We start from the raw sequence: 24,177 nt of genomic DNA on the forward strand, positions 1-24,177 counted from the left end.
ATTCACTGCCCGTTTACCAGATTTTTGTTTTATTTACGGTACACTTGTATATTCAGTAGTATTTCCTACTACAATTTTTCCATCAGGCTTTTTTACAACAAAACCGAGAAATATATTATAGCCCCCACAAAAATTTGCCGTCGATTGCGCAGGCACATCGTTTGTGTATATTTCTACAAGCGTATTACTAACATTACCTAAATTTTGCATTCCGCATGCTAGCCCACCATCAAATTGCATAACTGTTTTGTATGCAGTAACAGTTTTGCCATTTAAAAATTTGAATTTCCCTAAATAAACTTTAGGCAAATCATTTGACGAACCACCTGCTGAGCAATCTTCATATTCACCTGATGTAGCGTCAAACTTCGGATAAACAGGTCTATACCGGCATATGTACTCACCGTCATAGAGTTCACATGATCTAGCGGTTTGAAAATTTTGAGGTAAGCCTGTGACATTATTTTGGGCGATTACTTTTTCAGTAGCTGTCACAATTAAACCGTCGATTTTTGAAATCCCAGTTTTGATCGAGTATGTACGCACGGGGCCATTGCCATTGACAGAAACATTATCTTGCACGTAAGTCATACCCGCTTTTAATCGCTTATCTACTTGAGCTTTACCATAAGGATAACCATTGTAAGAACACCCCGCCTTAAAGCGGCCTTTATCAAAATAGCTCACTTCTTTTTCAACAGTGAAGGTTCCTTGAGGTTGTTCAACATTTGCAGCAAAAACATTTGTGGAAATACAAACTGAAATAATAGCAAAACTCAGAAGCCTAATCATATGATGCATCCTCCCCTTGTTAAATTAGTATTTCATAGTCGCCAATTATGCACAAAGCCGTACTCAGCTTAGGCTGCTGTTCTAGACTAACCTCACACTCAATACTCTCTTTGGTCTGGTCGAATGCATGTGTCTTTCACATACATTGAATTTTATCTGAATCATCAGTAACATTTAACAATGCGTGCAAATTTGTATTTTAAAACCATTGTGTTTGGAATTATTTTTTTTCTCTCATCAGCAGCTTACGCACTCGTAAATAACTCCCTCTACCTAGGTATGGGGGCACTCTCCCACGGATTAAATAAATCTAGCCAAGAAGCAAATGGCGAAACAAATACGCTTGGCACATTCTATTACCCAATCGTTGCAAAGATTCCATTCGAAATAGGCTTTGACTGGCAAATTGCACCATATGCTGGCTATTCCTATTTACTTGCGAATCAAAGTTCTGATGGTGGTTCAAAAACTACATATCTTTTTTTAGGCGTACCACTAGTCTATAATTTTAATGAAGTCTTTAGTGTTGAAGGTGGTCTTACAATACTCTGGTACACCATTGAAGGCCAAGGTGGCCTTAAAACATCACGAAATTCTACTTCAACAACAACTTATGGTTTACCCGCAAGCTATCAACGAACTCGAACCATTGCTCTAGATTTAGGGTTTGGTTGTACCCTTGCAGATTATCACATCGCTTTAAACACGATGGTTGAAAGCCTGTTTTCACCAACTCGCAGAACTTACAGTGCAATGCTTACTTTTACTTATCAACTGTGGGAATTTTAATGAAAATTACAAAATCAAATTTAATTAAGGCCGTGTTTTTCAATATAATTTTCTTTCAAAGCATTCCACATGCTTTTACGTTAGCGTTACCGAACCCTGGAATGTTAGGTTGGGATCGACGCCCACTCTCCATAAATATAAATGCAACAAACTGCCCATCAAATATTAGCTTAGCACCTATTGTCGATTCAGCGGCTCAAACATGGAACACAGTGCCCACGAGTAATATGACAGTTCGAACCGGAGGCCCAGCAACCTCTACTATCGGCCAACTTACATCAGAAGTAACTTATGACACTCCTGTAATTACTTGCTCTTCAAATTTTCAAGCCGACACAGGGCTAGATGCAAATTCCAGTTCTGCCGCAGCATATGTAACTCTTAGTGGGAACAAAATTGTACATGGATATATTTTGCTTAATGTTCAAACTGGTAGCCAAGGTCATATTAGTAATTTAAATCCATCACGACTTGTCATTATTATTGCCCATGAAATTGGTCACATTTTAGGATTAGGACATTCTGACGATTCAAAAGCATTGATGTATTTTGATGTTTCTGCAAAAACAAAATCAACCCTTGCTCGTGATGATATGGATGGCGTTACCTATCTCTATCAAAGAAACGAACCACCAGATGGCATTTTTGGCTGTGGATTAATAAAAAATCAAACACCAAAATTTACACCTCTATGGCTATTACTCATATTGTTTCCACTTTTCGTTAATTTTTATCTCAGGAATATTCAAATAATGAATTTAAATATGCTGTTTTTTATACTCACAATGTTCGCTTTACCAGCACATGGTTTTAACTCTAATGATTTATGGAAGAAGGTAAAAGAAACAAAGTATTCAATTGAAATGAAAAAAATATTTAATGAATGGGAGCTTGGGAAATTAGCATTTAAAAAAAATGAAGAAAGCTTTTTGATACAGCCAATACCAACACCAGGAAACGATACTTACATAGGTCTCTATGCAAAAATTTTAATACCCGCAAAACTAACTACAGTTATCGAAGTATTAAAAGACACTCTCAATTACATTAATGTCTATGAAGACATCCATGATATTAAACTTCTTGAGGCTAAAGACGATGACACTCAATTGCATTGGGCGTTTAAAGGCCCCATGGGCACTAAAACCAAATACCAGACTGTTCAAAGAATCAAACTCATCAATAACACAAAAGCAGTACTTATTTATGGATTCGCAGAAAGCGAGGATCTCTCTGCTGCAGATGGAATAATTCTGCTTCAAGAAAAAAATAATAAAACAGAACTTATTTCTTTTGATTTTTTTGATGCCGACTGGGGAATGTTAGCCAAACTTTTTAAGTCTGAAATTTGGAAAGAAAGTTGTATTAGTAATTCTAAAACAAATTTTACTATTAGAGATTTAAGCGCACACATTGAAAGAGGTGAGAAAAAAACAAATTATATTAAAAAGTTTTCCGCTCCCGATTTGAACAAGGCAAAACAATACTGCCATAAGACTGTCGATCGCGCGAATCAAAAAACTTTTGAAACTTTGATTTTGGATATCCTCGATTCAAATATAAATAAGAAATAATATACCCAAGCAATATTGCAAAAGTGTGATCAATTCCAAGATAGTTTTTTTGAAATGCACAAATTCCAGTAGTAATAAGAGTAGCAAAAAGTAAAATTCTCTTTTTATACTTTATAAACTGTAAAAGTGCTCCAAACGAACCTAAAACTCCAAGTGTAACACCTGTATCAAGCTGGTTAATTGTATTATCCCAGCCCGCCACATCAAATACTGACAAGAATGAAAATAAAAATAATCCAGTAAATAAGTTTGTATTAATACTTACAAGATAAGTTAGAGCAGCTAAAGATGTTCCACCAATCAATTCTAATGTTGCTGAGAAGACAATAAGAAGTATCATGTTAGCTAAAAGATGCCAAAAATCAAAATGCATAAAGTTGGAAGTAACAAGCACATACCATTTATTATTAATGAAATTTGATAAAGTAAAACCATATTGATCTAATATTTGTTTTTCTATTTCACCTGTTCCGCGTGCAACTGTATTCATATACGAATATACATTTAAGAAAAATACAAAACATGTGAACCAACATCTTGCAATAAATTCTCTAAATGTAAATGGTATTGGCCTTGTCAACGTGATGACTTCTGGGTTTAAAATCCCTTGCAAAGGCCTTGGCAAATGACTCCCAGTTCTCCAACGACGCCATTTATAAAGTAAATCACCCAAAATTCCATGGGCACTAAACATGCTTGCAATAGCAATGACAAAACTGAATTTAAAGCGAGGCGGATAATAGAGTAAAAATGAAGGTTCTTCAAAAGTAGGATTAAATTTCTTTTTGAAATGATAAAGACTCTTAAAATTAATGAATGTTTCATGCTTGTCAAAGACGTAACTTAAGAGCTTATTAAGAACAGGGTGATCTTGATTAACCCCAGGTTCATCAGACCCTAAAAGTGGCACAATACCAAGACTTGCAAATTTAACTCCCTCACTCTTAAACTTATCAAGTGCGAAGAGAACTAATGCTTCACTTACTCCATTGAGCGCAGTTTCTCGTCTGATAAGATCATGAATGAAGTATCCTTTTCTCGCAGGTATGGCAGAGCATGTAAGAAAACCCTCAATGCGATTTTCACTCCTTGCGATAAAGTATCTTTTGTACTGAGGTTGTTTAAACGGACTTACCTCTGAGATCAACTGCATTCTCTCGCCCTTGCGAGACAAAAACCATTCTCTTAAGACATCATACAGTTCGTCACTCGTTGCATTTTCGTTTAAAAGTTTAGTGTAAGGGATCTCCTCAAGTACAACACCCTTTCGAATAACCTGCCTTACTGCCGAATGTATTTTGGGTGAAATACCAGTTGAATCGTAATGCTCTAAATCGAAGATTGGCTCTTTACCAATTTGGATGACTCCAAAACCTAACTTTATAGCCTCTGCTGCCGTTGATTCTTTCGCCGCGAAAATCAGAGTATCTTTATTTTGCTTTTGAGTAGCGCGCGCAAAATCTAATAAAATATTACGAACTTGATGGGTTGCACACAGTGGATCTGTGATCATAATGTTTTGTTGATTTAAAGATACATACCCGGCCAGTGGTCTTGATTCACCTTGGATTCTTTGCTCATCATTACGAATATTGAAAAATCTAACATCACCATACAGATGAATAATAGAATTTGTATTAATACCAAAATTTTCAACTGCTCTAGCCACATCTTTTTCACTGACAAGACCATCGTCGATGTATTGGTGACGAGCTCTTCCTCGTGTCATTAAGAATCTAACAAAAAGAAAAGCCAGCCATACGGCTAGGCCGAGAACTCCAATACGTATAATAGGTAATAATGTTTCGGTGATCATCTATAAATGTTTCGGATTTTCTGACGATAAAGATAATATGCCAAAGGCACTAATTAACGTAAAAAAGAAGAATATTGTCATCATCGATGATAGCGAAGCAGTTCGTGATTCTTTAAAGTATTATTTTGAAAGCCATGGCGCCGTTGTTTATACAGCGTCTCAAATCGAACGTGTTCGGACTCTACTCCTAGGGCTTATTACTGAGAACACCCTACCCGACTTAGTTATTGTCGACATCATCTTACCAGAATGTTTTGGTTTGAGTGCCCTACGTGTGATCAATGATATTACAAGAGACTTTCATATACCTATCTTGGTTGTTTCTTCTGGATTTAATAAATTAGCTATTGCTCAAATGAAACTTCATGACGTTGTGGCTTATATTGAAAAACCAGTTTTATTAGAAAAACTTTATAAATTCACTCTTGATTTACTCAGCGATCTTGAAAACGCCAATCCTAAAACCTCTACCAATAATATACAAAATAATTTAAAAGCCGTTTCATAATAAAAACTTGTTCAAAAATTAATCCAGTGAAAAATCAGGAATACTCGTAAAAGCAATACGTGTCGGCGTCGCCATGGTGATATCGTGAAGACTTCCAAAGTAAATAGAGCTAGTTCCGTATTGAGCAATGAGCTTGTCCATTGAACGACTTAAAATAGCGCGTTTGTTATTATCGAAAAATGAAAAATTTCGATCTTGGCTCAAAATCAAATCAGTTAAATTTACAGAAACTTTTATAGGATTTCGCTTTGGTTGTTTTGCCCACAAATGATTAAAAGCCTCTAAAAGAGTAAACGTATCTTGGCATTCTAAAATCTTTGCCTGTTCATCCCACGATGTTCCATCGACATAATGTATGTACAAACTCATTTTGCTCGCCCATGCATCGATTTTTCTTAAACGCATGGCTGCTTTTTGTAATAGCTTTTGCCCCACAACATGCGCCCCTCGTATATTGCGCAATTGTGGCGGCAGCACATGAGAATGCCCCAAAGATTTATTACTATCAGTTGATAACTCAAGATCAATACCACGAAGCCATTGATAAAATCTCTCACCCAAAACACCGCCCCATATTTCTCGCAAAGAATGCATGGGCAGACTCATAAGCTGTGACACTGTTTGAATACCGCGCGCTTGGAGGCGTTTATCCATTTGGCGCCCGATACCAGGAAAATCATTTAACTTTAAAGAGTAAAGCTTATGGGGAAGATCTTCGAGCGTGATAATCGTTAAGCCATCAGGCTTTTGCATGTCAGAAGCAACTTTTGCCAAAAATCTATTTGGGGCTAGTCCTACAGAGCAACCAAGCTCACTTCCTACACGCAAAATATTTTTTTTAATTTCTTGAGCCAACTTAATAGCATTTTCAACCTTCTGATCGCGCCCACCCAAACGACAAGCCATTTCATCAATAGACAAAACGGCTGTTACGGGATGACAGGCTTCAACAGCTTGAATAATTTTATGATGATAATCGACATAGATCTTATGCCTTGCCTCTACAAACTGGATTTCGGGGCAAAGTTTTTTTGCTTCACTAACAGAAGTGCCCGTCTTGATTCCAAAAGCCTTCGCTTCGTAGCTAGCGGCAATACAACACGTACGATCAGTCATCACAGGCAAAACGCCTACAGGTTTTCCCCGCAATTCTGGACGCATTTGCTGTTCAACCGATGCAAAATAAGAATTGAGATCGACAAAAAGCCATCTAACTTCTTGAGATTGACTGATGGTTCCTCCACTCTTCATACTTACACATAACTTACACATGACTTAAAATAAAGAAAATTCGACACACAACACTTTGCATAAATAGCAAACAGTGGTGGGAACTACTTCTTAGAGCTAGACGTTTCTTTTTCGTGAACTGCTTGAAGGGCACTTTGGGCCTGTTTTTCATAGCCCGCAATTGTAGACAAACGCATGAAAAGATTTTTTGCCTCATTGGTACGGCCCAAATTTAAAAAATTAATGACTAAATTATTAAGGGCCGGGGCGTAATCTGGGCGAATTTGCAGAGCTACAAGATAATGTTCATTTGCTTTTTCAACGTTGCCTGTGTTTGTTAAAAACTTTGCAAAGTTTAAATGAAAAAATTCAGAGCGCTCATCAAGAGCCACAGCTTTAGTGTAATGTTCTAAAGCTGCTTCATGCTCGCCATCTCTTTCATGCATGGCGGCTAAGTTATTGTGGCCCATTGCATAGCGAGGGTCTGCAACAACAGATTTATGGTATTCTTCTTTGGCTTCTTTGAAACGATTGCGTATGTAATAAAAGGTTCCCAAATCAGCGTGTGCCTTTGCGGTGCTGGGATATTTCTTTATGACATCTCCCCACAGAGTTTCGTCATTAAACCAAACCCATACTCGGGATAAACAAATAGCGATCGGCAAATTTGAAACCATTTCCAAACCTGATAATTTGAAAAGTTGGAAAGATCGTAATTCCAGCAAAAACTAATCCAAAAATTGCAGCATTACGTTTTGAGCGATCAACAATAACTACTAAAGTGATAATCGTAAAAACTGCTGCCGCAATATATTGAAACTGACTCACATGATAGGTATTTGTTTCGTAGATGACGCTTAAAAAGAGAGGGGCTGCAAAACTTGAAATATAGTGAACAACGGCCTCCCAAAGATAAGTTAGCCAACCAAGCGTATCAAATTTCGGATCCGTAAGATTAACTTCCGCGACATGAATATTTAAATGAATTAAACCAAAGATGCCACTGATCATAAAAAATGGAATTTTATCAACCACCATTTTGAAATTCAGCTTACGCCCAATGTATAAGTCATAAGCGAAAAGAACCAGTGGATAAGTGATAGATGTCGCCTTTGAAAAAAGTGACAAGATAAACATCAAAATCGAAGCACTATACCAATAAACTGCTTTTGTATTTTTCTCTTTGTAAGAGGTATAAAAAAGAAATGAAAGCAGAAAAAAACAGTACAAAGAAGATCTTTTCTTTCAGTAACCCAAGCCACAGATTCTACATGTACGGGATGTGACATAAAAACCATTGCAGCAGCAGCGACAATAAAGAACTCACTTTTAAGTTTTTGTAAAAACAGAATAAAAAGTAGACAAATAATGACGTACAAAACGAGATTATTTAAATGATAATAAAATGGATCTAACCCGAAGAGGCTATATTCTAGAGCATAACTTGCAATGGTAAGTGGGATATAATCAATGCTCTTTTGCCCCCACCCACCATATTTAAATGTTTCAATCAGATTAAAATTTTTAACTGTAGGGTTTTCAAGGAGTATTAATGGATCATCCAACGTGACAAAGCCGCACCATAACGCCGGCACATACAAAATGACGGCAATGAGAGCAACAACAAGATACAAAATTCGTTGACGATAATAAGGAGACATTTCTTATAATTTGAGCATAATTCCAAACCATTTACTTATAAATATTGAAAATTTTATCTCAAATTTTATCTCATAAAAGAGCCAAATCTTGGCACCTGCTACTTGCAGGATTTACTCGCTTTTGATGTTTTACAAGCTCTATGCATGTTTGGAGGTAGTAGAACCCTGGTATAAGGGTTGCTCTAAGTGATGGTCTGACGCCATTTGAGTTGTATTTTGTGGAAAGGCCGATCATGTCTCGTAAAGTAGTTATAATGCTTATCGCTGTCGTTGTGACCTTCAGTGCCATTGGGTTTATGATGTTCGATAAAGTAGCTGTTAGTATTTCTTGTCAAGATCCCAGACTTTTTATGGATGGGATATACTATGCCACCGTTCAAAGTCGAAAGTTGACATCGCATAATTCAGTTACAATTTATAAACGTCATCAAGGAAACAAAGTTAATTTAGGAACAATCAAAGTAAGTTCTTTAAAAGATGGATACCTTGGTGAAGGTCTTAAACTGATGTTCGCTAAAAATTCCCGCTCTCAGTTGCAGGGGTTATTAGAAGCACAAGTCGGGGGCGAAAATATTTCAGCCTCACTTGTGTGCGCTCAACGTTAGAAATACGCTCTCAACGCACTGTATCGTTCACCTTCTACTAGATTTTAACATGAAGCAATGTAAGCTTAACGTATGTTCAAAAAGCTTAAGCACAAACTTCACAAGATTAGATTAGTAATAGACCCCCATGCGCGTAAAAAAGAGCTTTCCTACATTCTTGATAATGCAAAATCTGAAACAACACTTTTAGAACGTATTATTTGGTTAGAATCACTCGTTGATTGGATTCGAGCATCAACTCAACTCCCAACAGAATTTGAAACCAGTACTGGTCAATTTCAAAATGCACGCATTAGATTTTTACTTCAAGTATTAGACAGGCATCATGATTGGAAAAAAACTGTTTCCGAGAATTTTAGAGCCATTTTAGAAGAAACATCCGGCGTTCAATTATTTTGTCAGACAGGGCTCGTTCAAGAAAAAGGTTTTTTTAGCGAAGCAGCAACAAGAATTCTTAAAGTAATTCTCCCCACACCACCACATGATAAAGATTTAGCTGAACTCTTTAATCAAATATTTAAACATAAAGATGACGCCGCGTGGATCACATCTCTTAGCCCCGACGTCCTGAACCAAATCATTGCTCTCATTAATTTTGAAGCACTTCAGAGTGAAGATATTTTCATGAATTTAAAGTACTCCATGACTGAGGCACTTTTAATACTTGGTTCAAATAATGCTTCTCTTGGTTTATCCCACGAGATCAGACAAAGATTGCCTCAATCATTTAGAATTGTTCAATCTCCGTTTATACTTTTGAATCAATCATTAGTTGAGACCGTTAAGAATATGCATACTATGCCTGACGGCCCTGAAATTTTACAACTTGCCGATAGAAGTCATAAACACATCGAAAATTGCAGACAACTTATACTTGGAGTTTTTGATCAGCTTGAAAAATCAGGTGTTAGCGTTCATTTAGTTTATAATCTGGAAACGCTTCTTGATTCACTGAATCGAATTGATAAGCTTTTAAAACTTCTGGTTACAAATAGTACCTCCAATTCAATGAGTCTTGTGATTTCATTTATGGCTGATCTCGCACATCAAAGTGCCATGAATAGAACTTTATCAGATTTGATCTATAGTAATTTGCATTTACTATCGCGAAAAATTATTGAGCGCACAGGTGATTCAGGTGAACATTATATCACTAAAACAAAATCAGAATATTTTCACATGCTACTCTCTGCAATGGGAGGAGGGCTACTCACTGTTGGCACAACTGTTTTTAAATTTGGGATTAATAAACTAAAACTTCCCTTGTTTTTTGAAGGTCTGTTTAGCTGGATTAACTACTCCGGTAGTTTTATCTTAATGCAAACTTTTCAGTTTACACTTGCTACCAAACAACCCTCCATGACGGCTTCTGCTTTAGCAGGCAAACTCACACAACTTCAAGATTCACAAAAAGTAGATGAATTTATCGACGAAGTAGCCCGCATCACACGATCTCAATTCGCTGCGATATTAGGAAATCTAGGCCTTGTTATTCCAGGTGCTATCGCTGTTGATTTTCTCAATGTGCAACTCGCTGGTAATCACATTATAAATTATGAATATGCCAACTATGTGCTTGAATCACTTCACCCATATAAGAGTTTTACGATTCCTTTAGCAGCACTCACCGGAGCACTTTTATGGCTTTCGAGTATGGCCTCAGGTTGGCTTGAGAATTGGATTGTTTATAGACAACTTCCAGCAGCTATATCTAGGCATCGACGACTCACAGAATTGTTTGGAGAAAAAACCTGCCAGAGGCTTTCACACTGGTTTTCGTACAATGTTGCTGCCTTTGGATCAAATGTCTCATTAGGATTTTTACTGGCCTTCACGCCCATCATAGGACGTTTCTTTGGCCTTCCTTTAGATGTCAGACACGTTACTCTTTCTACGGGGGCAATGACTTTTGCGGTTTGCTCACTTTATGATTCAAGACTCCCCTACACCAGTTTAACATGGGCATTAGTTGGAATCTTTTTTGTGGGAATTCTAAATTTCGGCGTGAGCTTTGCTCTAGCGCTTGGAGTCGCTGTACGAGCTCGTAACGTCAATCAGTCTCGATTCAAACAACTTTTAAAAGCATCTTTAAAACGTATTAGACAAAATCCAGGACAGTTTCTACTCCCTCCAAAGTTTTAATAAAAGTTTATTTCTTATAAATACTGCAAGAGTGTTAGCAAACTGACATTCACAATTGCCAAAAAATGTCACGGCGAGGTGTTGTATTTACATTGGTGATGGCATGCAGGTTGCTCTGAGGCCAGTTGGCTTATCGAGAGGTATTTAAATGCGTGCGTTAGTTGGAACATTTTCACTTATACTTTTTTACGTAGCAAATGCAAATGCGAACCCTATTTTTTTAGAACGAAATACTATCAATACACTTACCGGTGATGATGCAAAAAAATTATTTGAACAAAACTCAGTTAATAGCAAAACGGTAACTGATTATCTAGGTAACGCTCGTTTTTATGAAAATGTAGTTAATTTAAACTCAAATCAAAACATTGATCCTGAAAATCTAGACTGTCTAATTCATCACAATGTAATTCAGCACTGCCTACATCAAGGTAAAAACTACGAGTGCACATTCTTAGTTGAAAAAAATAGAGACTGCAAAAAATAATCTGGTCAGAGGAAATAAAAAAGGGGGATTCAATGACTGAATCCCCCTTTTGATGTGCGTTACTTGGATTAATAACATTGTCCGTAATATGAATAAACGCGTTCAGTTGCGGTGTCATTGCCTGACAATTCAGCCAAACGATTTCCTGTTTGAGGATCAATAAATTCAGATTCTGAACTAACAGTACTTACGCGGTCATAATATGAAACTTGTCTATAACCATAACGTGTTTCATAACGATAATAGCGATCGTATCGAATGATCTGACCATATTGATTGTAAACTGGAGCATAATAAACCACTTGTACTCTATAATTACAATTTTCAGTTAAACTTTGCTCTAGTGATTGTGTGATAGATGTACGTACCACACCTTTTAAATTCCAAGCTTGACCAATTTGTGTGCTTTGAAGTGAAAACGATCCGTTGTTCTGAGGAATCGATGAGCCTGCTGGAACTTTAAGTGTAACTTTTAGATCATCACCATTCATGGCATCTCTAATTTTGATCTTTAATTCACGCTTCTCTTGATTAAAAGAAAATTCTGAATTGTAGGATCCTTGTGGCACAGTTACTACTTTTCCGTCTTTATTAACGACGTTCAGTGCTGAAACGACATTAAGTACACCATCTAGATCCCCGCAAGATACCAGGGCAAACGCAACTGCAACTACTGACAATATTCTTTTCATTTAGGTCCCCTTTGTTATTTGAACTTCCTCTTCATATGAAGAGGCTATTCTGTGATTGAAGCCTAAAGAAAGTTTAAGTCAAGTTTTTATGATTACTTAATTTCAGTATTTCCATTATCAGTGTTGATGAGTTTTACTGGTATATAACTGACACCAAATGCTGCACCTGGTTCATCCGTAATTTTAAATTCTTTCATTAATTTTTCGTCTAAATCTCGGTGAAAAATAATGGCGTTAAGATCAGAATCATAACTCCAAATGCGCTCACCTTTAATTGAAACAGGGGGGACTAGTTTTCGTTCATTAAGTGGTGTTGATTCTTTACCGTAGAGTACAACAAGACTATCCGCGTCAGGTATACCCGTTAGTAATTGTTCACGTCGGCTGAGTCGATCATCAAGTTGCACGCCAATTTTTGCAAGGTTTCTACCAAAGCTAGGAGAACAAAGACTAAATGTTAAACCCTGAGACATTTCCATAAAATGTTTAAGTTTTACCGGTGGTCCACTTGGATCAGTCTTACAAACCACACCATCAACTGGAATTGCCAATACACCGAAGGTCATAATTTTTTGACGCTTCTTTGCCTTCGCATTTAAAAGTAAACGATTAAATTCTTCAGGGTTAAAATCACGATTACTAATATCAGCATCAGTAATGAAGATAACCGCTAAGTAAGCATCTGGTCTGTAAAAACCTTGATTAGCTAAAAGTGCGTTAGAATCGGATATTGCAGCAACTACCGGGCTAAACGACTCTTCAAACTCTGGCCCTGTTTTTGGATCCTTAGCACCCATCAAGATAGTATTTTTTAAGGTCTCAACAAGCTTAGGAGTTTTCCGCGTTACAAATGGTACCCCTGGGATTACTTGATCAGGGTTCGGCCCAAATTTTAAAGGCTGAAGATGCCCTACTGGCCCTACTGATTGAGGTTTTGTAGAATCATAAATGCTTGTGACTCCGATATGAAAATCAATTACTTTATTGCGAGCAAAAACTTTTACAAAATTTTCAATATTATCAGCTAAAGTCTGCTGATGTTTTGCCATACTAGCAGATACATCTATTACAAAAAGAATATCTACTTTATTGTTTGCTTCAAGCTTTTCAATTTGAGGTGTTAAACTGAGTTGCTTAAACTCCTCTAGCGGTGGTTGTCGCCGCGGTGAAGTCGGGCTACAAGCAAAGTTTGCCAAAACCAAAACAGACATACTTAACATTAAAATGTTTTTCATAACTTCTTTCCTTCTTTAGCGGGACAACCTTTTGCATTCACTTGATAGTGATCTAACTCGTCCAACCAAATTTCATCTCTATACGGAAATTCAATGACATTATTGTCAGTAATTTTTTGAAATGATTTATCTTCATCTGATTTTTTTGGATTCGCGTGCATTCTTTGAATTGCCTCAACTTCTACAATTTGAAGTTTTTGAAGATTTTTTGAAATTTCAGACATATCAACTTTTGCCATAAGTTTTATTTTTTTAGTAATTTCAGTTTTTGAAATATCTAAATGTGCTTTTGCAGTTTTTATGACTTCAGAAATTTCAAGCTTAGTTGCAACACTTACTTCTTCAGAAAGGTATTTTTCACGTGTTATTTGACGTAATAAGATTTCATCGCGATTAAAAAATCTTGGAAGCTTCTCAACATCAGGGCCCAATGTTGCCAATGACACATAACCATTTTGGAGCTTTGCAAGTGCTTTAGTTACTTCAGGTGAAGTTCCGCTGTGTGCAAGGCGTTCGATTTCAACAACACGGCTTCTATATCGCTTTTTGAATTCAACGATAATCTTAAAAATTGAGTTATAATCACAAATTTTTAGATTATCAAAACTAGCCAAAAAATAAGGTTCAGGGCCTAATTGCGAAGCAAAAAATGGAGTCAAAACTGTTGTCAACTCAGCCAAAGCTTTTTCATATTGTTTTGATCGTGTGTAAATCCAAGCTTTTTCTTCAAGGGCTTCTAGCCAATAGTCAGAATTTTTTGAAATTAAATTATAATAGCGAAGTGATTTATCAAGTTTATTATCTTGATAGAGCATTCGAGCCGCAGCCATGAGTATTTGATCATGGTCAATGAGTTGTTGTTCTGAATCTAATAATTGTTGCAATAAACCTGATGCCTTCGATGTCTGGCCGATAATCCCAAAACCAAGTGCTAATTGCCATCTAAGCCAAGCACTCTCTTCACTGCTTAGATCAACTTTAGCGAGTAATTCTTGTGCATCTTTAATATCTTTTTTATTATCTAAACTGTGTGTATTCCAGGCACGAATTTTAAACTCCGTATTTTTAGAAAAAAATCCATTCCAATGATTATTCCAAGTTAGCGTAATTTTCTTCAACACTGGATGAGATGGTACTAGTTCATTAGCCCACGCTTTTTGAATTCCTGATGGGATGTCTTTTACTTTTTTAATCAAGAATAAATTTTCTAAAGCAAGTACATGGAGTCCATTTCTAAATAATACAAAAGAATAAAGCGCTTGAACACCTGGAACATTCTTTGACTTTTCAGTAGGGTAAAATTCATTCCATTGTGTCAAAGCAGCTTTATATTGGTTTTTATCCAATAAATCTTGGAGCTGTGCTTGTCCGCCGAAAGAAACACTACTTATGAATATAAGCCAAACAAACACAAACGATTTCATAATAAAACACCTACAGAAGCTGTGAATACAACAGAGTCTTGATGACGTTTTTCACCTTGAAGCAGATCAGTATACGGCTGGTAGCGAACTTCGAGTCGTGAAGCAATGTTTTGTGTCCACCAGAAGCCAACACCACCACCTGCTGTATAGGTGTCGGAACTTCCAGAATCTAAAAACATCTTTCCGTAACCGATAAGTGTGTAAATATCAAAATGAGCAACACCTAGATTAAATAAATTAAGTTTTCCATAAATGGGATACCAATTAACTACAAGTAGACCTGTTTCAATTGGATAATCAATTGGTGGAATATTGTATTTATAACCTTGAGAATAGCGTCTATTTGCATCATCGTAAATATTTTGGCCTTCGGCAGTCAATGAGCTATAGGCTTTATAATAACGTGCACCCACTGACCAACTTGGAGTTAAATGAAAATCAAGATTTCCACCTAAATTTTGTGTGCGCATGTAGGTATCACCACCTGAAACCATTGAGTAATTCACACCTAATTCAAAGCGATTATTACGATCAACTGTTCTATTTTGAACAATCTTAACTTGATTTTCAGGGTCCAATGCTTGAGCTCGCCCAACAATTTCTGCGTTGCCCCCTAAAGAATCAAAATCTTTTTTTAGATTTATTTTTTCAGCCGCTTGAGAGTTCAAGCTTAAAACGCCGATAATTAAAACAACTAATGCTTTCATTATTTGCCTCCTTCAGGAGCTATTGTTACGAGAGGTAATTTTGTAGGTACAGGTTTTGGCGTTACAGTTGCTGCAGGAGCTGCCGGCACTACAGGCTTTTGCTTTGGTGTTGGTGATGCGGTTGCAATTGGTGCTGCCCCTACAACTAGAGTTGCAGCTGGCGCAGGTGTTGGCGAAGCTTTCTTTTTAGGCGCAGCTTTTGTTGGTACTGGTACTTCACATTTTTCATTAGAAGGAATAACCTTAAAGCTGTGTGTCAACGTAGTCACAGCAGATTTTGTCTCACCCAATTTATTTTCAGCTTTGAAAGTAATCTGATAAATTGTCACTTTACAGGGGATATTCCAATCCAAATCACATTTCATTTCAGTTGTTTTACCATTAATGGGCGAACATGACATTACAGGCTGACCTTCGATAGTTGTAAGATCAGTCATACTTTCAACAGAAACATTTCCACGTTCTTTTACTTTTACAAAAAATGGAATCTTTGGCCATGTTCCACCACGAACTTCTGTAGTGGACGCATCATTACCCCAAATAAACTCTGGCTTACTGGGAGTAAACATAACGGTGACACAAGGCTCTTTAGGATTTGAAATTCGGTTTGTTGCATTTTTTGCTAAAATTCTAAAACAAACATCAACTCCCGGTGCAGTTAAATCTTTTGTCTTTTGTGAATTTAACGGCGTAGGTACAGCTTCAATGCTTGTATCAAAAACAAAATCATAGCGCCACAATGTTTTATTCACTCTTCGTGGAAATGGTGATTGCGGGTGCTGAGTAATAAACCTTGTTCCATTTGCAGAAAACCGTTCTTTATTATTGGCCATTGCAGATGCACTAAAATCAACAATCGGTGCAGTTTCATAACCAGAGGGATCATTCACTTCGACAGTAAAGGCAACTGTTTGCCCCTCAGTAATTGTTGAAGGCAAATTATTAAATGCAACAATCTCAGGATCCCGTGTGTCTTTTTTTACTGATACTGCGAATGTGTGCTTTTTTGAAATGCGCTGATAGCGTTCAATTTTTGGAAGCGTGATTGCAGCTTCAAGTACAATCGCCTCAGTGGCAGGTAATCCATCTATAACTGTATAATGCCCAGGCGTCCATCTCACCAACCAATACTGAGGAGCAGCAAAACCTGAGTTAGGATTATAACTAGGATCTTTTTCTTTTGTTTGAATAAGCTGGGCTCCGCTTGGGAGTTGAACTGCTCTTACAGTAAAGTCTTTTGCTCCAGGCTCATTACAAACAACACGTACTTTATAAACTTTAGTTTCGCCTTCTGCGATCTCAGGCAAAATTGAAGAACCCAGTGGAGCATCAACAGGTGCAAATGAAAATGAGTTTATGCTATCAATTTTTTGTTTATCTTGAGTTTTTTCATTCGCAGGTTGTTGCGGCAAATGCCTAAAATCTTTAATGGGATCTTGTTTATCCCTACCACAACCGGCTAAGGCAAAACCTAAGATTAAAACAGTACTTAATGCGACAACTTTCATAGAATTCTCCATAATATCAACCTTGGCTCGTTCTCTTGAGTACAAATGGGAAATCAACTTTTACTGTTGCTCCACCTTTTGGCTCAGGAAACTTCCAGGTCTTCAAACGTTCCACAATACAATTTTCAATTTCAACATCGCGCAATGACGAACTTGTCGTATTTGCCGATTTTACTATTCCAGTTCCTGCAATGAAAAATCGAATGGCCAAGCGTCCTGAAACATCAGGATTTGACTGAATTCCTCGTTCATAACAGTAACGAACTTCGCCGAGATGACGATTAATCACAGCAGCAATTTGTTCCATGGTGAGTCCACCTTCAATGGTGGCATCCTTTTCGATGGGTGCGTAAACCGCACTGGAGGATCCGATTAGACTTAATTGTCCATAACCAGCGCGTCCTCCGCCTTTTCCTTTAGTGCCGTAGCCGCCAAGTCCTTGCGCTTTTGCGCCGGGGCCAAGTGCCGCACCAACAAGACCTTTTCCATAAAAAGAAGTCTGCACTCCTCCGCTCCCTGCAGTTCCGCCAAGACCTGCGCCTCGTGAAACCGCGACCGCGTTTAATTGCAATCCACCTTTTTGATTCGATTTATTTAAACTTCCTAAAACCCCAAGTGCGCCCACTGTATTTACTGGAGCTTGAGCCTTTGGAGATGTTTTAACTGCAGCTACTTTTGGTGTTTTTGGTTTTTGTTGTGCTATTGATTTTGGTGTTTCCATTTGTGTCGTCATGGGTTCAACAGCACGTTTTGTACGTGGGGTGATCATTACAATATGTTCTTCCTCTGGTAATTCAGGACCAAAAAAGTAACCAACAACCATAGTTAAACTTAATAACAAAAGTAAAATCAGTGATGTCCATTTAAGTGCTTTTTTGAAATCTTCTACGCTATCGTCTTCTTTAGTTTTAACAGTTGGGCTTAAAACCTGTGATTCAATTGTAGGTACCCAGCGTAGATATCCAACACTGCCAACTTTTACTCCATTTGAAGATTGAACCTGCTCTTTTGTTGAAGAGGTCAACAATGTATAGGGAATACCTTCGTCATCAAGATCGTCTGTGTTCTTAACAGGAACAATTCGACGTGTGTCTTCACGATACACAAGAGACAACGTCTGACTCTTCCAATGAAAAGTTCTTACGACTTGACCTAGTTTATTTTCTAAAACAAATGCGCCTTGCATGGTTCAAATACCTTTCAACGCTTCGTTGACGATTGTTTAAGTCGATCTTTAAAGTCTTTTCTAACTAGTAAAAGATCATCCAATTCTTTTTCATTCTCAACGGTAGCTGCCGCTTCTGCTGGCTGTGCATACTCACCGCGAACTAAAAGATCATTAAAATTAAAATCAGTACTATACTTCTTACTTTTTTCTGAACCTTGTTGTGTTTTTGATGCAGCTTTAGTTGATTTTTTATTTTTAGATTCGGGGGATCCAAATACTTGACTGCTCAAGAACACAAAAGCAACTACTATAAGAGCTTTTAATATAATTACATTTGATTCTTTAATCATCTGTTTCATAAACGCTTCCCTTTTTGCAATTGAGCAAGTCTTGCTTCTAAATAGGCGACTAAAGTTTCATGCCCAATGCGCTCTTCTAAATTTTTTAATTTTTCGACACTTTCTTTATCAAACGGATTTTCTTTAACATCTTGACGTGCTGAATCTAAAGCCCTTTGCGATGGTCTTTCTTGGCTTTCATCAATAATATTTTTAACTACACGCTGCTCTCTAGATGGAGCTACACGAGAGATAAGTTTTAATTCTTCAATTAAAAGATTTTTTAAATCACCCCGAGTAATTTTCAATTCATCAGCTACTAAAGTTGATAATTCTGACTTCTTCCAAAGATCACCCAACTTATGCTCCACAGCTTCTGCTTTGTTTAAATAGGGTTTAGCTTGTTGAGAGATGAGTGTTTTATATTCTTTCTCTTGCTTCCCTTTTAAGCCACCAGGCAATGGCAATGAATGAATATCATCAGCTAAACGTCGATACTCAGTAGCAACAGCGTGTAATGTTATTACTTGAATAACCCAGTCACCTGTTTTGATTCCTTTTTGTGCTGATTGCTCTAAGTTGCTCAGTAACGACAATCTATCTTGCAATGATTTTTTTAACTGTGAATCTGATTTGGCATTAATTTTATGTCGTGTAACGTGATTTGTGTCTTTTTCAAATTTATTTAAAAATAGAAATCTAGAAATAACTTGCCCAGCGGCAGTATCTCTTAATTTACTTGTGTTTAAAAACTGTTCAGCAAAATTAAAATCTTGGTTTTTAGCAAAAATTTCTAAAACCAATCTGGCATAGAGCTCTTTATTTTGCTTGAGCCGTTTTTGATACTTCTTTAAGACGACTTCACCATTTCTTGAACTACGTACAAGCCTTGCCATTACTTTTTGTGCTTGATTTTCATCTTTGGTGATTTTTAAATATTTTTGATAATAGTCCTCAGCATCTTGATTTGCTAATTCAGCGAGTAAAGCTAACTTTAATGTACGCTCTTCTTGTGATAGTTCTGCAAACTTAAGTTTAAGGCTTAGCTTATACGCTAAAGCAAAATTAAGAGTGATCTCTGCAGCCCAGACTTTTCTAGTCAAAGCATACTCACGATCGCTTTCAGATAATTGCTGCACTGAAAGTAACCCATCTGCGGCATAATTTACTTCATCAAGATTATTTGTTTTTTCAGCTAAGATGAGCCTGTTTTTAAAATATGAAATCTTTTCTTCGCTATTGGCGCCATCAAGTTTAACGGTATTAAGTTTAACCAATTGATCTTCATATCGCCGTATTGTTGCAGGTTCATTCATAGCAACAGCTACATTATTAAGCACCGCAGTACGTGATATTTTATGAAACTCTAACTTTCTCTTTGGTAAAACTTCGGCAAATTCATTTGCCCAATGCTCAATAAGATCTTCACGTTTTGCTAAAACAAGAGAATCAAGTGCTAAATCAGCTGCTTTTTCTCTTAATTCAATAGATTTTGAATCTTTGTTTTTAGCAATTGCTCGAAAACCATTAGCTGCATCTGCATACTTATTTTGTTCATATAAAAGTTGAACTTGTTGATAGCGAACTTCAGTACTTTTTTGACCATCAGGCAAAATATTTAAATAATGAGCATAAGCAGACTCTCTAAATTTAACATCTTTTGAAAGTTCAGCTGCTTCAATTTCGCCAAGCAAACAAGCCTCAATTTTAGCTTGGTCATCAGTAATGAGCGCTGCACTTTTATAAAGTGAAATTGATTGTTGCCAAAGTTGGAGCTGCTTTGCTGTTTGAGCTGCCCATAAGGCCATGTCGATATCTTTAAAAAACGCTGTGTAAGCTGAATATGCTTTTACAAGTGGAGTAGAGGGCTCATGTTCTTCACTTTTTGCCCAACCCGTTAAAAGTTTGCGCATTTTCTTTTGCAATAAATTACATTCCTCATCAGGAGTGCAACCGTGGTTTTTCCAAATTTCAATGGCCTTTACGATTTCAACCACTACACCGGGTTTTTTGCCCATATCGTAATTAACGTGAGCTAAACGAATATAACCTTCAATTTTGTCTTTAGGATTTTTTTGCTCTTCACCAACAGCTTGCAAAACAAGCAATGCTGATTGCTTTTTGCCAAGTCGATCAAGTTCTTGGGCCATGTAATTGAGATTTTCTTTACGAGACCCTTCAGGACTTAAATCACTTAATGATTTTATTTCTTGTAGACCCACATCGCCACGAGAATAAAATGTTGCCAAATCTCTTGATAAATCTTCTCGAAATGGAAGATCATCTTTGCCATCACGGGTTAATAAATCTTCATTACTTAAAACAGCTACTAATGATCGTTGTGCTTCTTGGTAATTTTTTTGATGCAGATAACACCAGCCAACTCGCGACATAATGTAACCACGTCTAGGGGTATTTTTAATGCTCAATGCATTCTTATATAATTCAAGGGCTTTTTTATATTTTGCTTTTTTAAAAGCTGCATCACCTAGACTTGCATATGAATGACCAACAAGCTCACTGTGAAAGTTTCCTTTTTTAGATTTAATAATCGAATCAAAAAGATCTAAAGATTTTTTATTTTGGCCTGAAAGGTCATACAACTGAATCATTTGCAGGGCTATTCTAGATTTTAAATCGTAATTACCCTTTGAATACAGAGTTTCATAGAGTTCAAGTGCTCGTAGGCGGTCTTTTTTACTACCTCTACATGCATCACATTTTTGTTCGATTTCTTCCATTGCGGCAAGGCGTGCACGTTCTGCATGAAGATCAGCAAGTCTTTGCATAATTGCAGAACGCGAAGGATTCTCACTATCAGTAAGAGAAAGCACTCTCTCAAGCTTTTCTATCACGAGAGTGTGGGTAGATGAGTCCATTTTTTCAGCCATTAAGACTAAACCAGTACTCATTATTGCAATCAAAGTGAGAACGCTTAAAAATTTCACTTTTTAGTCGCCTCCTGAGTGACTGCAAATTTGAAATGTTGGAAACCTGCTTGTGAACCAGCCATGATTATAGGATTTAGACTGGCAAACTCTGTTTTCTTATCAGCCTTAATGATAATGTTATCTTTACCGTCAGTATTATCTGCTAAAAGCTTTTTACGAATTTCATAGAGTTTACGAGTAATTTGATCTTTAGAAATTTCTTTTTCATCAATAAAATAATGTCCTTTATTAACACTCACGACAGTACCCATTTGAAGTGTATTTACTTGAAGTGCTGTTGGAAGTTGCATTCCTTTATCAAGCTTGATGGTATTATTTGACCCAGTTAAATTGATGAGCAAAAAGATAACCAAGATAGAAAATGCATCAATGAGTGAAGTCAAAGAGAGGTTAAAAAGCATTGATCGAGCTTTTTTGCCATTTTTAGGGCGCAATGCTGATTGCTGCTCCATTGAGTTCTTCAGTATTTGATTTTTTAAAACACTTACTTCTAACACTCTTCACTCCTTAAATGGGCGAAATGCCAATATCTTTGATTGAACCCTTTTTAAGATTATCCATTATCTGGATTATATCTGCGTAGGGAGTACTCTGCGAAGGCAACACAACGGCTGTTTTAATCTCAGGTATTTGCTTCGTAAGGGCAGTTAAATAATTTTGAATTCCCTTTTGATTTGACGCTTGTACTTCAAATTCAACTGGTATGTTGCCGCGTTTTGAAACATTTTGAAGTTTAAAAATAATTTGCCCTGTGGATTTCAATGTCGCCCAAACTGCTGGAGGCTTCGTTTGTTTTTCATCTTGTGGACCAAAAGCTTGTGAGGTATCCATCGAACCTAAATGCACCCACGCAACTGTTACTAATAGAAAACAAATAAGCGTAGATAAAAGGTCGATAAATGGGATTAGATTGAGTTCAAAATTCAACTCTTTCTTTGATTTATTTCCCATTGTTACAAAAGCCATGATCCTACTCCACAATTAGAGATTAATTATTTCGCTTCTTTTGAACGAATACGCTTAGCTGGAACAGATTCGTAATTAAAACTGAGCCAGTTAAACACTTTTAAAGCACCTTGATTAATGTCTTCAGCTAAAGCTTGTGCACGATTTTGAAGAACCGAGTACATAACGATAGCTGGAATAGCCATGAGCAAACCATAAGCTGTTGCATGCATCGCCATTGAGATACCTTGTGAAAGGAGAGCTGCTTTTTCGATGGGGTTTGCATTTCCAACTGATGAGAAAGATTCAATTAAACCAACGATTGTACCCAAGAGACCCAAAAGAGTTCCTACGTTACCGATCATTGCTAAAAATCCAGTGCGCTTTTCTAAACGTGCATTTTCATGAAGAAGGACTTCATCCATTTTTGCTTGAATTTCATCGCGCCCGCCCATATCAATTGCAGCTTGTGCACCGGCTTCAACAACTTGTGCTATAGGATTTGTAAAACGTAGGGCACGTGCACGAGTGAGTACTTTTTCGATATTGCCTTTGCGAATATCATCTTCAAAGCTTGCAGCTAATGCTTTTTGCCCAGTGTTTCTAGTGATGTATAGAGCAAAAACTCGCTCAGCTATAATTGCGATTGAAACAATTTGCGCTGCTAAAATTGCCCACATCCATATGCCGCCTACGCGGAATGCTTCAGTGATGTTTGAGAAAATGAACATATATAGTTACCTCCAGTAGAGTCTTAATAAACACGTATTCGTATCCGTAGGCTCATTGAGCAAGGCAAGTGCCAGCATCTAAATGCATCCTGAACAAGGGGAAGGTAAAATTCGCTGTACTGATTACACACAAGTGACGCAAAACGGCGCCTAGGCGATGAATTTCCTCTTTGGCTCTTATTAAAAGACACCCAAAAATGAAGGTCTAGGTGTGAAGTTATGAGTTTGAGAGCAAAGTATTGCCGTGAATTAGAAGTCACCAAAATTGTCGGTTTAAGGAGAGGTTATAAAGCATTGCCTCAAATTAGAAGACATAAAATTGTAGGTTTCTGTGTGAAGTTATGGGGTTGGAGTATCTGAAAAAGAAATTGACCGCTACTACTCCAAATAGCGATCCATTGTCGATTTGCCAAAGGTGTGAAGTGCTTTGAGTTTATTGTGATTTGAACAAAGTAGCGTCAGGTTATCTAGCGTTGCGGCTCCGCCTAATGCAAATGGAATAATGTGCTCGGTTTGAAGAAAACGCGAAGCAGTACAACGAAGCTTTGATACGGGATCAATAAAAGTACACTGAGATTTGGCTCTCACCCACACTTGGCGTTTAATGTGAGCTGGAATGTAGCGAGAGCGCGGAGAAGCGGGATTGCACTTCTCTGGGAAAGCTTTTTTCAATCCATCAGTATTGGTTAAATTGACATTGGGTAAATCAGCATTGGGTAAATTAGTATTGGCAAATTCAGCTTTGGTTAAATTAACATTCATTTCACAATCTCTACGCAAATCTTGAGCTTTCTTGTTCTTTGCCAAAATCTTCAAAGCTTTAACTTCTGGATCTTTCTTCTCAAGTGCGTCATCAACCAATGATTCAAGAAGA

At 37.1% G+C, this 24,177-nt stretch carries 23 protein-coding genes and 1 pseudogene; 6 read left to right on the plus strand and 18 right to left on the minus strand.

From position 1 onward, the window contains the following. Positions 1 to 33: 33 nt before the first annotated feature. The gene (locus tag SGI74_10700; protein ID MDZ4677960.1) at positions 34 to 792 is read right to left on the minus strand and encodes a hypothetical protein; all 759 of its coding nucleotides are present in this window, start codon (positions 790 to 792) and stop codon (positions 34 to 36) included. A 180-nt stretch (positions 793 to 972) separates the two neighbouring features. On the opposite strand from SGI74_10700, the gene SGI74_10705 reads away from it, so the two are divergent. Both SGI74_10705 and SGI74_10710 read left to right on the plus strand, forming a co-directional pair. Further along, the gene (locus SGI74_10705; GenBank protein MDZ4677961.1) at positions 973 to 1,581 is read left to right on the plus strand and encodes a hypothetical protein; all 609 of its coding nucleotides are present in this window, start codon (positions 973 to 975) and stop codon (positions 1,579 to 1,581) included. Beyond that, on the plus strand, positions 1,581 to 3,155 hold the full coding sequence (locus SGI74_10710) for a matrixin family metalloprotease (GenBank protein MDZ4677962.1): 1,575 nt from the start codon (positions 1,581 to 1,583) through the stop codon (positions 3,153 to 3,155). Before SGI74_10705 ends, SGI74_10710 begins: the two co-directional genes overlap by 1 nt. Positions 3,156 to 3,240: 85 nt before the next feature. On the opposite strand, the pseudogene SGI74_10715 reads toward SGI74_10710, so the two are convergent. After that, positions 3,241 to 4,971 (minus strand): annotated as a pseudogene (locus SGI74_10715) (rhomboid family intramembrane serine protease). A 37-nt stretch (positions 4,972 to 5,008) separates the two neighbouring features. Between SGI74_10715 and SGI74_10720 the strand changes: the two are divergent. After that, positions 5,009 to 5,479, plus strand: a complete 471-nt coding sequence (locus tag SGI74_10720) for a response regulator (protein ID MDZ4677963.1) — start codon at positions 5,009 to 5,011, stop codon at positions 5,477 to 5,479. 18 nt (positions 5,480 to 5,497) lie between these two features. On the opposite strand, the gene SGI74_10725 is transcribed toward SGI74_10720, so the two are convergent. From SGI74_10725 to SGI74_10740, 4 genes are all read right to left on the minus strand, one after another. After that, positions 5,498 to 6,730 carry a DNA polymerase gene (locus SGI74_10725; GenBank protein MDZ4677964.1) on the minus strand — a complete coding sequence of 411 codons (1,233 nt, stop codon included), beginning with the start codon at positions 6,728 to 6,730 and terminating at the stop codon, positions 5,498 to 5,500. 83 nt (positions 6,731 to 6,813) lie between these two features. Next, positions 6,814 to 7,374, minus strand: coding sequence for a tetratricopeptide repeat protein (locus tag SGI74_10730; GenBank protein ID MDZ4677965.1), 561 nt, complete (start codon positions 7,372 to 7,374; stop codon positions 6,814 to 6,816). Further along, the gene (locus tag SGI74_10735) at positions 7,331 to 7,846 is read right to left on the minus strand and encodes a hypothetical protein (protein MDZ4677966.1); all 516 of its coding nucleotides are present in this window, start codon (positions 7,844 to 7,846) and stop codon (positions 7,331 to 7,333) included. The genes SGI74_10730 and SGI74_10735 overlap by 44 nt, the downstream gene beginning before the upstream one ends. After that, on the minus strand, positions 7,846 to 8,370 hold the full coding sequence (locus tag SGI74_10740; GenBank protein ID MDZ4677967.1) for a hypothetical protein: 525 nt from the start codon (positions 8,368 to 8,370) through the stop codon (positions 7,846 to 7,848). The genes SGI74_10735 and SGI74_10740 overlap by 1 nt, the downstream gene beginning before the upstream one ends. A gap of 233 nt (positions 8,371 to 8,603) precedes the next feature. Between SGI74_10740 and SGI74_10745 the strand changes: the two genes are divergently transcribed. From SGI74_10745 to SGI74_10755, 3 genes are all read left to right on the plus strand, one after another. Continuing rightward, positions 8,604 to 8,975 (plus strand): hypothetical protein, encoded by a 372-nt coding sequence (locus SGI74_10745; GenBank protein ID MDZ4677968.1) that lies wholly within the window; start codon positions 8,604 to 8,606, stop codon positions 8,973 to 8,975. A 72-nt stretch (positions 8,976 to 9,047) separates the two neighbouring features. Continuing rightward, positions 9,048 to 11,117, plus strand: coding sequence for a gliding motility protein (locus SGI74_10750; protein MDZ4677969.1), 2,070 nt, complete (start codon positions 9,048 to 9,050; stop codon positions 11,115 to 11,117). A gap of 148 nt (positions 11,118 to 11,265) precedes the next feature. Beyond that, positions 11,266 to 11,604 carry a hypothetical protein gene (locus tag SGI74_10755; protein ID MDZ4677970.1) on the plus strand — a complete coding sequence of 113 codons (339 nt, stop codon included), beginning with the start codon at positions 11,266 to 11,268 and terminating at the stop codon, positions 11,602 to 11,604. 68 nt (positions 11,605 to 11,672) lie between these two features. Here the strand turns inward: SGI74_10755 and SGI74_10760 are convergent, their stop codons facing one another. From SGI74_10760 to SGI74_10815, 12 genes are all read right to left on the minus strand, one after another. Then, positions 11,673 to 12,296 carry a hypothetical protein gene (locus SGI74_10760; GenBank protein ID MDZ4677971.1) on the minus strand — a complete coding sequence of 208 codons (624 nt, stop codon included), beginning with the start codon at positions 12,294 to 12,296 and terminating at the stop codon, positions 11,673 to 11,675. A 92-nt stretch (positions 12,297 to 12,388) separates the two neighbouring features. Then, on the minus strand, positions 12,389 to 13,531 hold the full coding sequence (locus SGI74_10765; GenBank protein MDZ4677972.1) for a hypothetical protein: 1,143 nt from the start codon (positions 13,529 to 13,531) through the stop codon (positions 12,389 to 12,391). Beyond that, a complete protein-coding gene (locus tag SGI74_10770) occupies positions 13,528 to 14,955 on the minus strand; it encodes a hypothetical protein (protein MDZ4677973.1) in 1,428 nt (475 codons plus the stop codon). Before SGI74_10770 ends, SGI74_10765 begins: the two co-directional genes overlap by 4 nt. Continuing rightward, positions 14,952 to 15,662: an outer membrane beta-barrel domain-containing protein gene (locus SGI74_10775; protein MDZ4677974.1), complete on the minus strand. Its 711-nt coding sequence runs from the start codon at positions 15,660 to 15,662 to the stop codon at positions 14,952 to 14,954. Before SGI74_10775 ends, SGI74_10770 begins: the two co-directional genes overlap by 4 nt. Further along, positions 15,662 to 17,170: a hypothetical protein gene (locus SGI74_10780; GenBank protein MDZ4677975.1), complete on the minus strand. Its 1,509-nt coding sequence runs from the start codon at positions 17,168 to 17,170 to the stop codon at positions 15,662 to 15,664. The genes SGI74_10775 and SGI74_10780 overlap by 1 nt, the downstream gene beginning before the upstream one ends. 16 nt (positions 17,171 to 17,186) lie before the next feature. Next, positions 17,187 to 18,356, minus strand: a complete 1,170-nt coding sequence (locus SGI74_10785; GenBank protein MDZ4677976.1) for an AgmX/PglI C-terminal domain-containing protein — start codon at positions 18,354 to 18,356, stop codon at positions 17,187 to 17,189. Positions 18,357 to 18,370: 14 nt separating this feature from the next. Continuing rightward, complete coding sequence (locus SGI74_10790; GenBank protein ID MDZ4677977.1) at positions 18,371 to 18,697, minus strand: hypothetical protein; 327 nt, start codon at positions 18,695 to 18,697, stop codon at positions 18,371 to 18,373. Continuing rightward, positions 18,694 to 21,624 carry a hypothetical protein gene (locus SGI74_10795; GenBank protein ID MDZ4677978.1) on the minus strand — a complete coding sequence of 977 codons (2,931 nt, stop codon included), beginning with the start codon at positions 21,622 to 21,624 and terminating at the stop codon, positions 18,694 to 18,696. Before SGI74_10795 ends, SGI74_10790 begins: the two co-directional genes overlap by 4 nt. After that, positions 21,621 to 22,124 (minus strand): biopolymer transporter ExbD, encoded by a 504-nt coding sequence (locus SGI74_10800; GenBank protein MDZ4677979.1) that lies wholly within the window; start codon positions 22,122 to 22,124, stop codon positions 21,621 to 21,623. Before SGI74_10800 ends, SGI74_10795 begins: the two co-directional genes overlap by 4 nt. Positions 22,125 to 22,134: 10 nt before the next feature. Further along, a complete protein-coding gene (locus SGI74_10805; protein ID MDZ4677980.1) occupies positions 22,135 to 22,593 on the minus strand; it encodes a biopolymer transporter ExbD in 459 nt (152 codons plus the stop codon). Positions 22,594 to 22,619: 26 nt separating this feature from the next. Beyond that, positions 22,620 to 23,303 (minus strand): MotA/TolQ/ExbB proton channel family protein, encoded by a 684-nt coding sequence (locus SGI74_10810; protein MDZ4677981.1) that lies wholly within the window; start codon positions 23,301 to 23,303, stop codon positions 22,620 to 22,622. A gap of 378 nt (positions 23,304 to 23,681) precedes the next feature. Then, the coding region (locus SGI74_10815) for an HNH endonuclease (protein MDZ4677982.1) at positions 23,682 to 24,177 on the minus strand (496 nt) is incomplete at its 5' end.

Source organism: Oligoflexia bacterium, assembly GCA_034439615.1.
Lineage (GTDB): Bacteria > Bdellovibrionota > Bdellovibrionia > JABDDW01 > JABDDW01 > JAWXAT01.

Excerpts from the sequence above, each read along its gene's own strand:
- SGI74_10700 (MDZ4677960.1), bottom strand. The coding sequence starts at position 792 with ATGATTAGGCTTCTGAGTTTTGCTATTATTTCAGTTTGTATTTCCACA.
- SGI74_10705 (MDZ4677961.1), top strand. The coding sequence starts at position 973 with ATGCGTGCAAATTTGTATTTTAAAACCATTGTGTTTGGAATTATTTTT.
- SGI74_10710 (MDZ4677962.1), top strand. The coding sequence starts at position 1,581 with ATGAAAATTACAAAATCAAATTTAATTAAGGCCGTGTTTTTCAATATA.
- SGI74_10720 (MDZ4677963.1), top strand. The coding sequence starts at position 5,009 with ATGCCAAAGGCACTAATTAACGTAAAAAAGAAGAATATTGTCATCATC.
- SGI74_10725 (MDZ4677964.1), bottom strand. The coding sequence starts at position 6,730 with ATGAAGAGTGGAGGAACCATCAGTCAATCTCAAGAAGTTAGATGGCTT.
- SGI74_10735 (MDZ4677966.1), bottom strand. The coding sequence starts at position 7,846 with ATGTTTATCTTGTCACTTTTTTCAAAGGCGACATCTATCACTTATCCA.
- SGI74_10740 (MDZ4677967.1), bottom strand. The coding sequence starts at position 8,370 with ATGTCTCCTTATTATCGTCAACGAATTTTGTATCTTGTTGTTGCTCTC.
- SGI74_10745 (MDZ4677968.1), top strand. The coding sequence starts at position 8,604 with ATGTCTCGTAAAGTAGTTATAATGCTTATCGCTGTCGTTGTGACCTTC.
- SGI74_10750 (MDZ4677969.1), top strand. The coding sequence starts at position 9,048 with ATGTTCAAAAAGCTTAAGCACAAACTTCACAAGATTAGATTAGTAATA.
- SGI74_10755 (MDZ4677970.1), top strand. The coding sequence starts at position 11,266 with ATGCGTGCGTTAGTTGGAACATTTTCACTTATACTTTTTTACGTAGCA.
- SGI74_10760 (MDZ4677971.1), bottom strand. The coding sequence starts at position 12,296 with ATGAAAAGAATATTGTCAGTAGTTGCAGTTGCGTTTGCCCTGGTATCT.
- SGI74_10765 (MDZ4677972.1), bottom strand. The coding sequence starts at position 13,531 with ATGAAAAACATTTTAATGTTAAGTATGTCTGTTTTGGTTTTGGCAAAC.
- SGI74_10770 (MDZ4677973.1), bottom strand. The coding sequence starts at position 14,955 with ATGAAATCGTTTGTGTTTGTTTGGCTTATATTCATAAGTAGTGTTTCT.
- SGI74_10775 (MDZ4677974.1), bottom strand. The coding sequence starts at position 15,662 with ATGAAAGCATTAGTTGTTTTAATTATCGGCGTTTTAAGCTTGAACTCT.
- SGI74_10780 (MDZ4677975.1), bottom strand. The coding sequence starts at position 17,170 with ATGAAAGTTGTCGCATTAAGTACTGTTTTAATCTTAGGTTTTGCCTTA.
- SGI74_10785 (MDZ4677976.1), bottom strand. The coding sequence starts at position 18,356 with ATGCAAGGCGCATTTGTTTTAGAAAATAAACTAGGTCAAGTCGTAAGA.
- SGI74_10790 (MDZ4677977.1), bottom strand. The coding sequence starts at position 18,697 with ATGAAACAGATGATTAAAGAATCAAATGTAATTATATTAAAAGCTCTT.
- SGI74_10805 (MDZ4677980.1), bottom strand. The coding sequence starts at position 22,593 with ATGGCTTTTGTAACAATGGGAAATAAATCAAAGAAAGAGTTGAATTTT.
- SGI74_10810 (MDZ4677981.1), bottom strand. The coding sequence starts at position 23,303 with ATGTTCATTTTCTCAAACATCACTGAAGCATTCCGCGTAGGCGGCATA.